Annotated in this window: 14 protein-coding genes; 4 read left to right on the top strand and 10 right to left on the bottom strand. The window is 70.1% G+C overall.

The window, feature by feature from the left end; translation table 11 throughout:
- Positions 1-45: 45 nt before the first annotated feature.
- Positions 46-1764: a CocE/NonD family hydrolase gene (locus AC5Y5Z_RS07675; RefSeq protein WP_499924397.1), complete on the top strand. Its 1719-nt coding sequence runs from the start codon at positions 46-48 to the stop codon at positions 1762-1764.
- Here AC5Y5Z_RS07675 and AC5Y5Z_RS07670 read toward each other — a convergent pair.
- Both AC5Y5Z_RS07670 and AC5Y5Z_RS07665 read right to left on the bottom strand, forming a co-directional pair.
- Positions 1723-2265, bottom strand: coding sequence for a DUF1802 family protein (locus tag AC5Y5Z_RS07670; protein ID WP_499924394.1), 543 nt, complete (start codon positions 2263-2265; stop codon positions 1723-1725). The genes AC5Y5Z_RS07675 and AC5Y5Z_RS07670 overlap by 42 nt on opposite strands.
- A 16-nt stretch (positions 2266-2281) precedes the next feature.
- A complete protein-coding gene (locus AC5Y5Z_RS07665; protein ID WP_463826963.1) occupies positions 2282-2551 on the bottom strand; it encodes a DUF2277 domain-containing protein in 270 nt (89 codons plus the stop codon).
- Positions 2552-2636: 85 nt separating this feature from the next.
- Here AC5Y5Z_RS07665 and AC5Y5Z_RS07660 point away from each other — a divergent pair, with 85 nt between their 5' ends.
- Entirely contained in the window at positions 2637-3386 is a 750-nt protein-coding gene (locus AC5Y5Z_RS07660; protein ID WP_463826964.1) for an enoyl-CoA hydratase, read from the top strand.
- 51 nt (positions 3387-3437) lie between these two features.
- Here the strand turns inward: AC5Y5Z_RS07660 and AC5Y5Z_RS07655 are convergent, their stop codons facing one another.
- The 7 genes from AC5Y5Z_RS07655 to rimP form a co-directional block, all read right to left on the bottom strand.
- On the bottom strand, positions 3438-4739 hold the full coding sequence (locus AC5Y5Z_RS07655) for an MATE family efflux transporter (RefSeq protein WP_499924387.1): 1302 nt from the start codon (positions 4737-4739) through the stop codon (positions 3438-3440).
- Positions 4732-5757, bottom strand: a complete 1026-nt coding sequence (locus AC5Y5Z_RS07650) for a DHH family phosphoesterase (RefSeq protein ID WP_473139935.1) — start codon at positions 5755-5757, stop codon at positions 4732-4734. The genes AC5Y5Z_RS07655 and AC5Y5Z_RS07650 overlap by 8 nt, the downstream gene beginning before the upstream one ends.
- Positions 5720-6259 carry a 30S ribosome-binding factor RbfA gene (gene rbfA / locus AC5Y5Z_RS07645; RefSeq protein ID WP_499924385.1) on the bottom strand — a complete coding sequence of 180 codons (540 nt, stop codon included), beginning with the start codon at positions 6257-6259 and terminating at the stop codon, positions 5720-5722. The genes AC5Y5Z_RS07650 and rbfA overlap by 38 nt, the downstream gene beginning before the upstream one ends.
- Before the next feature lie 47 nt (positions 6260-6306).
- Positions 6307-9111 (bottom strand): translation initiation factor IF-2, encoded by a 2805-nt coding sequence (gene infB / locus AC5Y5Z_RS07640; RefSeq protein ID WP_463826968.1) that lies wholly within the window; start codon positions 9109-9111, stop codon positions 6307-6309.
- Between the two features lie 75 nt (positions 9112-9186).
- A complete protein-coding gene (locus AC5Y5Z_RS07635; RefSeq protein ID WP_499918412.1) occupies positions 9187-9420 on the bottom strand; it encodes a YlxR family protein in 234 nt (77 codons plus the stop codon).
- Between the two features lie 183 nt (positions 9421-9603).
- Positions 9604-10647: a transcription termination factor NusA gene (gene nusA, locus AC5Y5Z_RS07630; protein WP_463826970.1), complete on the bottom strand. Its 1044-nt coding sequence runs from the start codon at positions 10645-10647 to the stop codon at positions 9604-9606.
- On the bottom strand, positions 10644-11165 hold the full coding sequence (rimP, locus tag AC5Y5Z_RS07625) for a ribosome maturation factor RimP (RefSeq protein ID WP_463826971.1): 522 nt from the start codon (positions 11163-11165) through the stop codon (positions 10644-10646). The genes nusA and rimP overlap by 4 nt, the downstream gene beginning before the upstream one ends.
- Positions 11166-11308: 143 nt before the next feature.
- Between rimP and AC5Y5Z_RS07620 the strand changes: the two genes are divergently transcribed.
- Both AC5Y5Z_RS07620 and AC5Y5Z_RS07615 read left to right on the top strand, forming a co-directional pair.
- The gene (locus tag AC5Y5Z_RS07620; RefSeq protein ID WP_473139937.1) at positions 11309-11842 is read left to right on the top strand and encodes a hypothetical protein; all 534 of its coding nucleotides are present in this window, start codon (positions 11309-11311) and stop codon (positions 11840-11842) included.
- On the top strand, positions 11839-12303 hold the full coding sequence (locus AC5Y5Z_RS07615; RefSeq protein WP_463826973.1) for a ferritin-like domain-containing protein: 465 nt from the start codon (positions 11839-11841) through the stop codon (positions 12301-12303). The genes AC5Y5Z_RS07620 and AC5Y5Z_RS07615 overlap by 4 nt, the downstream gene beginning before the upstream one ends.
- Before the next feature lie 55 nt (positions 12304-12358).
- On the opposite strand, the gene AC5Y5Z_RS07610 is transcribed toward AC5Y5Z_RS07615, so the two are convergent.
- Positions 12359-14107 (bottom strand): proline--tRNA ligase, encoded by a 1749-nt coding sequence (locus tag AC5Y5Z_RS07610; RefSeq protein WP_463826974.1) that lies wholly within the window; start codon positions 14105-14107, stop codon positions 12359-12361.
- Positions 14108-14690 lie beyond the last annotated feature (583 nt).

Below are 14690 nucleotides of genomic sequence, written 5' to 3'. Positions count from 1 at the left end.
TCCCGGGTTGCGCGGTGCGCGCCCGGCCTTCCCTAGGCTTGGCACGTGAGCACCACATCGATCCCGCACGACGAGCCGAAGCTCCGCACCCGCGCCACCGGAGCCGGCGGCCGAGCGGCTCTGGGCGCACTCGGCCTGGCTCTGCGGCTGCCCCGGGCAAGGACCCGCTACACCGTCACCCGGGTGAGCATCCCGATGCGCGACGGCGTCGAACTGGTGGGCGACCACTACGCGCCCGCAACGGCCAAGCCGGCCGGCACCCTGCTGGCCCGCGGCCCGTACGGACGTAAGTTCCCGTTCTCCCTGGCCTTCGCCCGGTTGTACGCTGCCCGCGGCTACCACGTCGTGTTGCAGAGCGTGCGGGGAACCTTCGGCTCCACCGGTGACTTCGAGCCGATGGTCCACGAAGCCGCCGACGGCCAGGACACCGTGCAATGGCTGCGTCAACAGCCGTGGTTCACCGGCCGCTTCGCCACCGTGGGCCTGTCCTACCTCGGCTTCACCCAGTGGGCGCTGTTGCAGGACCCGCCGCCGGAGCTGGCCGCGGCGGTGATCACGGTGGGGCCGCACGACTTCCGCGACTCGGTGTGGGGCACCGGCACATTCGCCGTCAACGACTTTTTGGGCTGGAGTGATCTGGTCGCCCGCCAGGAGGATCCGGGACGCCTCCGGACCGGCCTTCGCCAGCTGCGGGCACCGCGCAAAGTGGCCCGCACGGTCCGCGAGGTGCCGCTGGGGCCGGCCGCGCGGACCCTGCTCGGCGCCGGCGCGCCGTGGTTCGAATCCTGGGTCGAACACACCGACGCGCACGACCCGTTCTGGGACCGGCTGCGCTTCCCCGACGCACTGGACCGCGTCGAGGTACCGGTGCTGCTGCTGAGCGGGTGGCAGGACATCTTCCTGCGCCAGACCCTGCAGCAGTACCGGCACCTGCGCGACCGCGGGGTGAACGTCGCGCTGACCGTCGGGCCGTGGACCCACACCCAGATGCTGGTCCAGGGGCTGCCGACCTGCGCGCGCGAAACCCTGGACTGGCTGGACACCTATCTGGGCGGCGCGCCGGCCCTGGACCGTCCCAGCCCGGTGCACATCTACGAGGCCGGCGTGGGGTGGCGTCACCTGCCCGACTGGCCACCGGCCACCAGCGAACACGCGCTGTACCTGCAGCCCTATGGACACCTGGGCGACACTCCGCCGACCACCAAGACGCGACCGGCGAATTTTCACTACGACCCGGCCGACCCGACCCCCACCACCGGTGGTCCACTGCTGTCACCGAAGGGCGGCTACCGCGACGACACCCATCTGGCGACGCGCGACGACGTGCTGAGCTTCACCGGCGCCGCGCTCCCCCACGACCTGCACGTCTACGGCCAACCCGTCATCGAACTGGAGCACAGCGCCGACAACCCCAACGTCGACCTGTTCGTGCGGGTCAGCACGGTCAACGCCAAGGGCAGGTCCCAGAATGTCAGCGACGGCTACCGGCGCCTGGCCACCGACGAGCCCGGCACCCGGCGGGTCACCATCGAACTCGACGCGATCGCGCACCGCTTCGAGGCCGGTTCCCGGATCCGGGTGCTGATCACCGGCAGCTGGTTTCCGCGTTACGCGCGCAACCTCGGTACTGACGAGCCGGTGCTGACCGGGCGTCAGATCCGCCCGGCGACGCACTCGGTGCACTTCGGGGAATCCCGGCTGTTGTTACCGGTGCAGGCAGACTCAACCGACCGCGCGCCGGACCCGGGCCCCGATCCCGGCTAGCGTCCCGTCGTCGTGCACCGGCGCCGCCAGCGCAGGCTCGACCGGCAGCGGCACCCAACTGGTGCATCCCGCATAGTCGGGGGTACGGGTCAGCTGGACCGGCTCGACCAGCGGCATCGCCTGGACGACCAGCACCGCCAGCTTGTGTTTGGGCCGGAAGTCCAGCCGGTCCGCTTGCACCGACTCGGCGGTCCAGATGTGCAGATCCTCGATCTCGGCGAGCCCCTCCGGGCGGTTGACCGGCAGCGCGGCAACCACTTTCGCGGCGGCCCGCACCGTGACCTGCTGCTCGGTGCTGTCGGCGGCCGCCAGTGCGAGCAGGCTTTGATGTTCAGCCCGGACACGTTCGGCGTGGCTGTGCGCGACCGTCGGGAACAGCAGAAACTCCCGGGCGGCGACCTCGAACCGTTTCTCCCTTATGCCGCCTTTGCGCAGCAGGATGGTCTGGCGCCCGTCGAGCAGCGCGTGCACCGCCGCGCTCCACTCCTTGAGCGCGTACATCTTTCAGCGTTCTCCGCTACTGCGATCTGGCGAGCCGGGCCAGAACCTCGGGGCGGCGCAGGGGCGGCACCGTCTTGGGCGGCTGCCGTCGAGGTGCCAGCGCTTCGAGCAACCGGGTGGTGGTGGCGGTGACCTCGGCGACGGCGGCCTCGAAGGCGTCTTCGTTGACAGCGGACGGGTGCGTGATGCCGCTGACCTTGCGCACGTACTGACGTGACGCGGCCGCGATCTCTTCGGCGGTAGCCGGTGGTTCCAGCCCACGCAGCTCGGTGATATTCCGACACATGGTGTCCACGATAGGTGCGGCGCTACCAGACCGCGATCGGCCGCGGGTGCCGATCGCCACCCCGTGGGTGACTACGGTGAACCGTATGACCGACGACATCCTGCTGATCGACACCGACGAGCGGGTACGCACCCTGACCCTGAACCGGCCGCAGTCCCGCAACGCGCTGTCCGCGGCGCTGCGCGACCAATTCTTCGGCGCCCTGGCCGATTCCGAGTCCGACGACGGCGTCGACGTCGTGATCGTCACCGGCACCGACCCGGTGTTCTGCGCCGGACTGGACCTCAAGGAGCTGGGCGGGCAGACCGCGTTGCCCGACATCTCGCCGCGCTGGCCGGCGCTGACCAAACCCGTCATCGGCGCCATCAACGGCGCCGCGGTCACCGGCGGACTCGAGCTGGCGCTGTACTGCGACATCCTGATCGCCTCCGAGCAGGCGCGGTTCGCCGACACGCACGCCCGGGTGGGTCTGCTGCCCACCTGGGGTTTGAGCGTGCGACTGCCGCAGAAAGTGGGGGTGGGCCTGGCCCGACGGATGAGCATGACCGGGGATTACCTGTCGGCGGCCGACGCGCTGCGCGCCGGGCTGGTCACCGAAGTGGTGCCGCACGACAAGTTGCTGGCGACCGCGCGCGGCGTCGCGGCGTCCATCGTCGGCAACAACCAGGACGCGGTGCGCGCCCTGCTGGCGTCCTACCACCACATCGACGACGCGCAGCTCGGCGGCGGGCTGTGGCTGGAAGCGGCCGCGGCTCGGCAGTTCCGGCCCAGCGGCGACGACATCGCCGCCAACCGGGAAGCGGTGCTGCAGCGCGGACGTTCGCAGGTGCGCTGATCGCGTCACCCGCACCCCCCGGATACGCCGGTCACGATGCCGGCGGAGCCGTCAGGCCGTGCCGGTCACTACCCAGCGTCCCGACAGCGTGCGCCAGCCGCCGAACACCAGCCGCAGCACCATGAAGGTGCTCAACCCTGACCAGATACCGGTCAACCCCCAGCCGTAGGCCAGCGACAACCAGATCAGCGGCAGGAATCCCAGCAGCGCACTGAGCACCGTCGCGGTGCGCATGAACGCGGCGTCCCCGGCGCCCAGCAACACTCCGTCCAGTGCGAAAACGATTCCGGCGACCGGTAATTGGGCCACCAGAAACCACCACGGCACTCCGATCGCCGCCAGCACCGAGCTGTCGTCGGTGAACAGGTCCGGCAGCATCGCGGATCCCGCCGCGAAGAAACCGGCCAACAGTGCGGAGGCGAGCAGCGAGAACAACGTCACCCGCCACGCGACCCACCGCGCGTGCGCCGCATCACCGGCTCCCAGCGCGGCGCCGACCAGGGCCTGCGCGGCGATCGCAAGCGAATCAAGCACCAGAGCCAGAAAGGTCCAGAGCTGCAACACGATCTGGTGGGCCCCCAGCGCGGCGGCGCCGAACCGGGCGGCCACCGCGGCCGCCGAGACGAAACACACCTGGAACGCCAGGCTGCGCAGGATCAGGTCACGTCCGAGCACCACCTGGGCGCGCAGCGCGGCACCATCGACCTGCAGCGGCACCCGCTCGGCGAGCAGCGCACGGCCGAACAGCAACGCCGCCAGCCACTGCCCGGTCACGTTCGCCACCGCCGACCCGGTCAACCCCAACCGGGGCAGACCCAACCAGCCGTAGACCAGCAGCGGGCACAGCAGCGCCGACACCGAGAATCCGGCGACCACAAAACGCAGCGGACGTCCGGTGTCCTGCACGCCGCGCAGCCAGCCGTTGCCGGCCAGCGAGACCAGGATCGCCGGCACCCCCAGGATCGCGATCCGCAACCAGGGCAACGCCGCAGCGGCGATCTCGCCACCCGCGGCGATCGCCGACACCACCGGCACCGCCGCGGCCTGCACCACGACGACGATCGCCGCGCCCAAACCCAGGCCGAGCCGGGTCGCCTGCACCCCTTCGCGGACCGCGGCGCCACGATCGGCGGCGCCGAAGTAGCGGGCCGCGCGGGCCGTGGTGCCGTAGGACAGAAACGTCAGCTGAGTGCTGACCAGACCCAACACCAGACTGCCGATCGCCAGTCCGGCCAGCGGCACCGCCCCCAGCCGACCGACCACCGCGGTGTCGAACAACAGATACAGCGGTTCGGCGGCCAGCACGCCCAACGCGGGCAGAGCCAGCCGGGTGATCTGGCGAAACTCAGCCAAGCGCCGCGCACAACGACGCCACGACGTCCTCAATGGCGCCGGCCGTCGAATAGCCGGCCGCCAGCCGGTGACCGCCACCGCCGAAACCGGATGCGACCGTAGCCAGGTCCACCTCGGTCTTGGCGCGCATCGACACCGACCACTGCTGCGGGACGACCTCCTTGAACACCGCCGCCACCTCGGCCTGCTGCGTGGTGCGCACGATGTCGACCACGCTCTCGACCTCCTCGGGACGGGATCCCGACCAATCCCGGTGATCGACGACGGCATAGACCAGTCCGCGACCGCCCGCCGCCTCCGGCACCAGCTGGGCCGACCCTAGCACCCGCGACAGCATCGGCAACCACGCGAACGGATGTGTGTCCATCAGTGCCCGGCTGACCGCGGCGTTGTCCACACCGATCTCGACCAGCCGCGCGGCCAGCCGCAGGGCGCGGGCACTGGCCCAGCGAAACGACCCGGTGTCGGTGGTCAACCCGGCGTAGATGCAGTGCGCCACACCTTGGTCGATCGGTTTGCCCCACGCGTCGAGGACCTCGGCGATCATCATCGTCGTCGAATCGGCCGACTCGTCGACGAAATTCGCGGTGCCGAACAGACCGTTGGACGCGTGGTGGTCGATAACCAGCAGTTGCCGGCCGGGGGCAGCCAGATCCCGCAACGCGCCGAGCCGGTGCATGCTGGGCACGTCGACGGTCACCACCAGATCGACGTCGCGGCGCAACTCTTCCGGCGTGACCAGCAGGTGACAGCCGGGCAGCGACCGCAGCGACTCCGGCAGTTGCGCCGGCGTGGCGAAGCTGACCTGCACCTTCTTACCGCTTTGGTCGAGCACCGCGGCGAGCGCGAGTCCGGCGCCGATGGTGTCGGCGTCGGGGTGAACATGGCAGATCACCGCGACCGAGTCGGCCGCCGACAGCAGTTCGGCGGCGCCGACTGCGTCGACGCGCGCCCCGGGAAGGCGCGGCATACCGGTCAGCTCAGTCTTCGGATCGATCGTGCGGTCGGTTGTCGTCATCGGCGTCTCCCCCGCGAACGGGCGGTACCCCCAAAGCTCCGAGTCCCCCTGAGGCCGCCGGTTCGGCCGTCGACCCACTCTCACGGTACGGGTCGGCCTCGCCGGCGGGTTTCGCGCCCACCCTGACCCGCGCCAGATCCGCATCCGCCGCGCGGGCGCGGGCCAGCAACTCCTCCATCCGCTTGACGGCGTCGGAGGTGGTGTCGCGCTGGAACGTCAGGGTGGGGGTGAACCGCACCCCGGTGCCGGCGCCCACCTTGGTCCGCAACACACCCCGGGCCCGGTCCAGCGCCGCCGCCGCGCCGGGGTAGTCCGGCTCGTCATCGAGGGTGGGGCCCATCACGGTGTAGTAGACCGTCGCATCGTGCAGGTCGGCGGTCACCTTCGTGTCAACGATGGTGATGCCGGCCAGCCCCGGATCTTTGATCTCGTATTCGATCGCCGAGGCGACGATCGTGTTGATCCGCTTGGCCAATCGGCGCGCCCGGGCCGGGTCGGCCATATCAATTCACCGCCTTCTTCTCATCGCTTCGCACTGCCTTGTCGTGGTCAGGCGCGTTCCTTCTGGACCAGCTCGAAGGACTCGATGATGTCGCCTTCCTTGATGTCCGAATAGCCCAGTGTCAGACCGCACTCGAAGCCCTCGCGGACCTCGGTCACGTCGTCCTTCTCCCGGCGCAGCGAATTGATCGAAAGGTTCTCGGTGACCACGATGTTGTCCCGCAGCAACCGCGCCTTGGCGTTGCGGCGCACCACACCCGAGGTGATCATGCAGCCGGCGATGATGCCGACCTTGGAGGACCGGAAGATCGCCCGGATCTCGGCCTGACCCAGCTGGTTTTCCTCGTAGATCGGCTTGAGCATGCCGCGCAGGGCCTTCTCGATCTCGTCGATCGCCTGGTAGATCACCGAGTAGTAGCGGATCTCCACGCCCTCGCGGTTGGCCAGCTCGGTCGCTTTGCCCTCGGCCCGCACGTTGAAGCCGATGATGATCGCATCCGAGGCCGACGCCAGGTTGACGTTGGTCTCGGTGATGCCACCGACGCCGCGGTCGATGACGCGCAGCGCCACCTCGTCGTCCACCTCGATACCCATCAGGGCCTCTTCCAGCGCCTCGACGGTACCGGCGTTGTCGCCCTTGAGGATCAGGTTCAGCTGGCTGGTTTCCTTCAGCGCCGAATCCAGGTCCTCCAGGCTGATCCGCTTGCGACTGCGCGCTGCCAGCGCGTTGCGCTTGCGAGCGCTGCGCCGGTCGGCGATCTGCCGGGCGATGCGGTCCTCGTCGACCACCAACAGGTTGTCGCCGGCGCCGGGCACCGACGTGAAACCGATCACCTGCACCGGACGCGACGGCAACGCCTCGTGCACATCCTCGCCGTGTTCGTCGACCATGCGTCGGACGCGGCCGTAGGCGTCGCCGGCGACGATCGAGTCGCCGACCCGCAGGGTGCCGCGCTGAATCAGCACGGTGGCCACCGGACCGCGACCGCGGTCCAGGTGCGCCTCGATGGCCACACCCTGGGCTTCCATGTCGGGGTTGGCCCGCAGGTCCAACGCGGCATCGGCGGTAAGCAGCACCGCCTCTTCGAGTGCCGCGATGTTGGTGCCCTGCTTGGCGGAGATGTCGACGAACATGGTGTCGCCACCGAAGTCTTCTGCCACCAGACCGTACTCAGTGAGCTGCGACCGGATCCTGGTCGGATCGGCGCCCTCCTTGTCGATCTTGTTGACCGCCACCACGATCGGCACGTCGGCGGCCTGGGCGTGGTTGATCGCCTCCACGGTCTGCGGCATCACACCGTCGTCGGCCGCGACCACCAGGATGGCGATGTCGGTGGCCTTGGCGCCGCGGGCACGCATGGCGGTGAACGCCTCGTGACCCGGGGTGTCGATAAAGGTGATCAGCCGCTCGCTGCCCTCGAATTCGACGGCAACCTGGTAGGCACCGATGTGCTGGGTGATGCCACCGGCCTCGCCCTCGCGGACGCTGGCGTTACGGATGGTGTCCAGCAGTCGGGTCTTACCGTGGTCGACGTGACCCATGACGGTCACCACCGGCGGCCGGGTCTGCAGGTCGTCCTCGTCGCCTTGGTCCTCGCCGTAGGTCAGGTCGAAGGACTCCAGCAGTTCACGGTCCTCGTCCTCGGGGCTGACCACCTGGACCACGTAGTTCATCTCGCTGCCCAGCAGCTCAAGGGTCTCGTCGCCCACCGACTGGGTGGCCGTCACCATCTCGCCGAGGTTGAACAGCGCCTGCACCAGCGCGGCCGGGTTGGCGTTGATCTTGTCGGCGAAGTCGCTCAGCGACGCCCCGCGGGCCAGCCGGATGGTCTCGCCGTTGCCGTGCGGCAACCGCACGCCGCCGACGACCGGCGCCTGCATGTTCTCGTACTCGGCGCGTTTGGCCCGCTTGGACTTGCGGCCCCGCCGCGGCGCGCCGCCGGGCCGGCCGAACGCACCTGCAGCACCGCCGCGCTGGCCGGGCCGGCCACCGCCGCCACCGGGACCGCCACCGCCGGGCCGGCCGCGGAAACCGCCGGGACCGCCGCCGCCGGGTGCGGCACCGACGCCGCCACCGCCGCGGTAGTTACCGCCGCCGCCGTCGCGTCCGCCACCGGCACCGCCGGGCCGGGCACCGCCGGGCCGGGGCGCGCCGGTGCGCGGCGGACGGGGACCGCCCGCGGCACCGCCGGGACGCGGCGGCATGCTGCTCGGCGAAGCGCCGCCGGGGCGTGGTGCACCCGGCCGGGGTGCGCCGGGCCGCGGAGCCTGCGGGTGCGGCCGCGGGATGGGCCGGTCGACGGGCTGCGCCGACGAGAATGGGTTGTTGCCGACGCGCGGGGTGCGGACCCCGGGCTTGGGCGCCGGGCCCGGACGCGGTCCGGGCGTTGCACCCGGCTGGGGTGCCTGCGGGCCGGGCTGGCCCGGGGCGGGTGTGGGTGCCGGAGGCCCGGGCGTCGGCCGTGCCGGCGCAGCAGGAGTGGGCGTGCTGGCGGCCGGTGCGGCCGGGGTGGGCGGAGCTGCGGGTGGCGCCGGGCGCCCAGGCGCTGCGGGTTTGGCAGGCGCGGGGACCGCGGCACCGTTGCCGACCGCCTTGTCGAGTGCTTGATCAAGGGCCGCATCGGGCGCCTTGGCTGCCACCTTCTCGGGGGCGCTGGGCGAGCTTGCCGGGGCCTTCTGGCCGGCGGGTTTGCTGCCGCCGAAGGACTCGCGCAACCGCCGGGCTACCGGCGCTTCCACGGTCGAGGATGCGGATTTGACGAATTCGCCCTGTTCGTTCAGTCGGGCGAGGACTTCCTTGCTGGTGACACCGAGTTCCTTGGCTAACTCGTGTACGCGCGCCTTACCTGCCACTACATCTCCTGTCTAAGAGGCGACAGTGCTGGGCCGCGCCTCGGGTATTAGCTATGACACATGGTCATCGGGACTTCACGGTGTGCTCATGTTCTTCGCTACCTGTTCTGTTACGGGTGGACTCACGTGCTCGACCACCGCGGATGTTTCCGGCGAACCGGTGATGCGCAACGCTCTGGTGAAAGCCCGCCGCCGAATCGCTTGGTGTAGGCACTGCGGAACGGGATGCAGCCACGCACCCCGCCCCGGCAGGCGTCCGGCCGGATCAACGATCACGGCGTAGCCGCCGTTCCCATCCGACCGAGCCACCACTCGAAGCAGTTCGCCGGCCAACTCTCGCTTCCGGCACCCGACACATGTCCGCACCGGTCCGCTGGGGTTATCCGGGCTTCCGTGCGCCGAGACCGAAGGCTCGCGCTGGATCACGGTTTAGTTTAGCGTCACCGGACCGGTGCCCTGAACCACCCGGCGGGCCCGGTGTACTGCGGCGGGCTAATGGTCCTGCGGCACTCCGTGGGCGGCGCCCTGCTCGGGTTGGTTGCCGGGCTGGGCCGGCGCGTCGCCCCGGATGTCGATGCGCCAACCGGTGAGCCTGGCCGCCAGCCGTGCGTTCTGGCCCTCCTTGCCGATGGCCAACGACAACTGGAAGTCGGGCACCACCACGCGGGCTGCGCGGGCGGTCGCGTCGATCACCGAAACGGAGACCACCTTCGCCGGCGACAGCGCGTTGGCCACGAACCGGGCCGGGTCCTCGTCGTAGTCGATGATGTCGATCTTCTCCCCGGACAGCTCGCTCATCACGTTGCGGACCCGCTGGCCCATCGGGCCGATGCACGCGCCCTTGGCGTTCAGCCCCGCCACGTTGGACTTGACCGCGATCTTGGAGCGGTGGCCGGCCTCCCGGGCTACCGCCACGATCTCCACCGACCCGTCGGCGATCTCGGGCACTTCCAGCGAGAAGAGCTTGCGCACCAGGTTGGGATGGGTGCGCGACAGGGTGATCACCGGTTCGCGGGCACCGCGACTGACCCCGACGACGTAACAGCGCACCCGGTTGCCGTGTTCGTAGGTCTCGCCGGGCACCTGTTCGGCGGCGGGGATCACGCCCTCGGAGGCTTTGGTTTCGGTGCCCATGCGCACCACGATCAGCCCGCGGGCGTTGGCCCGGCTGTCGCGCTGAATCACCCCGGCGACGATCTCGCCTTCGCGGGTGGAGAACTCACCGAACGTGCGCTCGTTCTCGGCGTCGCGGAAACGCTGCAGCATCACCTGACGCGCCGTGGTGGCGGCGATGCGCCCGAAACCCTCCGGGGTGTCGTCCCACTCGCCGATCAGGTTGCCCTCGTCGTCGGTCTCGTGGGCCATCACCTTGACCACACCGGTCTTGCGGTCGATCTCGATGTGGGCGTCATTCTGGTGCCCCTGGGTGTGCCGGTAGGCGGTGAGCAGCGCGGACTTGATCGTGTCGAGCAGTTCGTTGACCGAGATGCCCCGGTCCACCTCGATCGCGTGCAGCGCGGCCATGTCGATGTTCATGCTCCGGCCTCCGTCCCGTGGGCCAACTCCAACTCTGCCGGTGCCGGCGGCGAAAACTCAACCTGCACAACAGCTTTGGTGATCTCGCTGAGCGGGATCTCGCGCACGGCCAAGTCGCGGCCGGTTCGGACCACCAGCGCGACCGTGTCGCCGCTGGTCTGGCCCACGCGGCCGGTCAACTGCGAGCCGTCGGCCAGCGCCAGCTCCACTTTGCGTCCGCGTGCGCGCCGGAAATGCTTGTCGCTGGTCAACGGACGGTCCACCCCCGGAGAACTGACCTCCAGGACGTAGGGCGCGCCCTGACCACCGTCGGCGCCGTCCAGCAGCGTCGACGCCACGCGGGACAGCTGTTCGATCGTGTCCAGATCCAGGGCGGTGTCGCCGTCGGCGACCACGGTGATTCGCGGCGGGCGGGTGCGGCTGTCGATGAGCACGTCATCGATCTCGTAGCCGGCGCGCGCGAACTCGTCACTGAGTAGCTCGATCACCTGCGTCTGCGAAGGTAGCTCGGTGGTCACGGCGAGCTCCTCATCTTGAGTTGTCCAAGCCAGCTATCCACGATACGCCAGGAACCGGCAATGACGCCCTGATCGCGTCGTCCGGGTATGACGGCAACGTGCCTGGCGTCGCTGCGGTGTCCTGTGATGGCAGGATGAGGGACGTGCCCAGAGCAGTACCCGTCATCAGCAGGCGGGGCGTACTCGCCGGTGGGGCCGCTCTTGCCGCTCTAGGGGTGGTATCGACCGCCTGCAGCGAGCCGGCGCCCAAGCCCCCCGCCGTCGAGGAGTTGCTGGCTCCGTTAGACCAGGCCCGCCGCGACAGTGCGCTGGCGGCCGCGGCGGCCGGAGCCGTCGGCAGCCCCCCGCAGATCGCGGCCGCGCTGACCGTGGTCGCCACCCAGCGCGCCGCGCACGCCCGGGCGCTGTCCACCGAGATCGCCCGCGCCGCGGGCAAGCTGGTCTCGTCGACCAGTGAGACGAGCAGCAGCAGCGCAAGCGCCAGCCCGACCGAGCAGGAGCCGCCACCACCGCCGCCGGTGTCCGACGTGATCGACTCGTTGCGCAAGTCGGCCGAGGACGCCAGCCGGTTGCTGGCGACGTCCTCGGGCTACCGGTCGGGGCTGCTCGCCTCGATCGCCGCATCCTGCACCGCGTCGGCCACCGTCGCGCTGGTCCCCGGAGGACCATCGATATGACCGGCCCGAAACGTGCCCCGGCCGGCAAAGATGCCGATATCACCGCGTTCGGCGAAGCTCTGGCCGTCGAGCACGCCACGATCTACGGGTACGGCATCGTGTCCGCGATGTCACCGCCCAGCGTCAACGACCTGGTGGTGGAGGCGCTCAATCAGCACCGGCAACGCCGCGACGACGTGATCGCGATGCTGACCGCGCGCAAGGCCACCGCACCGGTGGCCGCGGCCGGCTATCAGCTGCCGTCCCCGGTGGGCAGCCCGTCCGAAGCGGCCCGGCTGGCGGCGCGGATGGAGAACGACGGTGCGACGGCCTGGCGCGCGGTCGTCGAGCACGCCGATACCGCGGAGGACCGCGCGTTCGCCGCCACCGCCCTGACCCAGAGTGCGGTGATGGCCGCCCGCTGGAACAAGGTGCTGGGCGGCTGGCCGATCACCACGTCGTTCCCAGGCGGAAACGAGTAACTCACGCTGCGGCCACGGCGCAGTCGTGCGGGTGATCGGCGCCCGCAGCGCAGAGTCAATGACGTGTGATGGCAGCTACCAGGTCGGTGGCGAGGCTGTCGCCGACGGCCAACTCCGATTTCTCTCCGGTGAACCGATCACGCAGTTCCACCCGCCCGTCGGCCCAGCCCCGGCCCACCACGACGATCCAGGGCACGCCGAGCAATTCGGCGTCCTTGAATTTCACCCCGGGCGAGGCCTGGCGATCGTCGAGCAGCACCTCGACGCCCACCTTGTCCAGATCGGCGGCCAGTTTGGTGGCTCCCAGCCGGGCCTCGGGGTCCTTGTTGGCGATCACCAGGTGCACGCCGAACGGCGCTATCGACGCCGGCCAGCGCAGCCCGAACTCGTCGTGGTGTTGTTCGGCGACGACGGCGACCAGGCGAGACACCCCGACGCCGTAGGAACCCATGGTCAGCCGCACCGGCTTGCCGTCCTCGCCGAGCACGTCGGCGGTGAACGCGTCGGTGTATTTGCGGCCCAGCTGGAAGATGTGCCCGATCTCGATGCCGCGCGCCATCACCAGCGGGCCCGCCCCGTCCGGGGAGGGATCGCCTTCGCGTACCTCCGCGGCCTCGATGGTGCCGTCGGCGGTGAAGTCGCGGCCGGCCACCAGGCCGACCACGTGGCGTCCGGGCTCGTCGGCCCCGGTGATCCAGCTGGTGCCGTCCACCACCCGCGGGTCCACCAGATATCGAACACCGTTGTCCTGCAAGGCTTTCGGCCCGATATACCCCTTCACCAGGAAGGGGTGCCGGGCGAAGTCGGCGTCGCCGAGCAACGCGTACTCGGCGGGGTCCAGGACTGCGGCCAGCCGCTTGTCGTCCACTTCGCGATCCCCGGGCACGCCCACGGCCAGCAACTCCCAGTCGCCACCGGGCTGGCGGACCTTGATCAGGACGTTCTTGAGGGTGTCGGCGGCGGTGACGGGGCGGTCCAGGGCGGCGTTCGCCCAGTCGACCAGGGTGGCGATGGTCGGGGTGTCGCCGGTGTCGTAGACCTGCGCGGGAGGCAGGTCGCTGGTGGGTTTCGATTCGGGGCGCGCGGTGACGACGGCTTCCACGTTGGCCGCGTAGCCCGATTCCAGGCAACGCACGAAGGTGTCCTCACCGATCGGGCTCTCGGCCAGAAACTCTTCAGAGGCACTGCCCCCCATCGCGCCGGAAACCGCCGACACGATCACGTATCGCACCTGCAGGCGCGCGAACATGCGCTGGTAGGCCTCGCGATGGGCGTGATAGGAGGTCTTGAGCCCGGCCGCGTCGACATCGAAGGAATAGGAGTCCTTCATCACGAATTCGCGGCCACGCAGGATCCCGGCGCGGGGTCGCGCCTCGTCGCGGAACTTCGTCTGAATTTGATACAGCGTCAGCGGGAAGTCCTTATAGGAGCTGTACTCCCCTTTCACGGTGAGGGTGAACAGTTCCTCGTGCGTCGGCCCCAGCAGGTAGTCGTTGTCGCGGCGGTCTTTGAGCCGGAAGACGCTGTCGCCGTACTCGGTCCAGCGGTTGGTGGTCTCGTAGGGCGCGCGCGGCAGCAGCGCGGGGAACAGGATCTCCTGTCCACCGATGGCGTTCATCTCCTCGCGCACGACGCGTTCGACGTTGCGCAGCACCCGCAGGCCCAGTGGGAGCCAGCTGTACAGCCCGGGCGCGATGGGCCGCACGTAGCCGGCGCGGATCAGCAGCTTATGGCTCGGCACTTCGGCGTCGGCGGGGTCGTCGCGCAGGGTGCGCAGGAACAGCTCGGACATCCGGGTGATCACAGGCGGCAGCCTAGCCTGCGGCCCGGTGCGTCGGGCGTCACGCTGGGCGAGCGGGGTATTGGTGCGTCGAGCGTCACGCCAGCGCGACGGCGGGTCCGCGGTGCGTCGAGCGTCACGCCAGCGTGACGGCGGGTCCTCGGTGCGTCGAGCGTCACGCCAGCGCGACCGCGGCGCCTCGGCGCGTCGAACGTCACGCCAGCGCGACGCTCACCTGCCATCGCCCCTCTGGCGTGACGCTCGGCGAAATGCGCGGCTGGGCGAGCGTGGGACTTGGCGACGTGTGGAGGCTTAGCGAGGCCCGCGGCTCGGCGAAGGTGGGGTCTCGGCGCGTCGAACGTCACGCCAGCGTGACGCTCACCTGCCATCGCCACTCTGGCGTGACGCTCGGCGAAATGCGCGGCTGGGCGAGCGTGGGGCTTGGCGACGCCTGTGGCTCGGCGAAGGTGGGGTCTCGGCGCATCAAACGTCACGCCAGCGCGACGCTCACCTGCCATCGCCACTCTGGCGTGACGCTCGGCGACATGCGCGGCTGGGCGAGCGTGGGGGCTTGGCGACGCGTGGGGACTTAGCGAGGCCCGCGGCT

It is taken from the genome of Mycobacterium sp. NGS29, assembly GCF_059812965.1.
This window is presented reverse-complemented; position numbering and strand designations above follow the sequence as displayed.

Coding starts and splice junctions, on each gene's coding strand:
- AC5Y5Z_RS07670 (WP_499924394.1), bottom strand. CDS start 2,265: ATGTACGCGCTCAAGGAGTGGAGCGCGGCGGTGCACGCGCTGCTCGAC.
- AC5Y5Z_RS07665 (WP_463826963.1), bottom strand. CDS start 2,551: ATGTGTCGGAATATCACCGAGCTGCGTGGGCTGGAACCACCGGCTACC.
- AC5Y5Z_RS07660 (WP_463826964.1), top strand. CDS start 2,637: ATGACCGACGACATCCTGCTGATCGACACCGACGAGCGGGTACGCACC.
- AC5Y5Z_RS07650 (WP_473139935.1), bottom strand. CDS start 5,757: ATGACGACAACCGACCGCACGATCGATCCGAAGACTGAGCTGACCGGT.
- rbfA (WP_499924385.1), bottom strand. CDS start 6,259: ATGGCCGACCCGGCCCGGGCGCGCCGATTGGCCAAGCGGATCAACACG.
- nusA (WP_463826970.1), bottom strand. CDS start 10,647: ATGAACATCGACATGGCCGCGCTGCACGCGATCGAGGTGGACCGGGGC.
- AC5Y5Z_RS07615 (WP_463826973.1), top strand. CDS start 11,839: ATGACCGGCCCGAAACGTGCCCCGGCCGGCAAAGATGCCGATATCACC.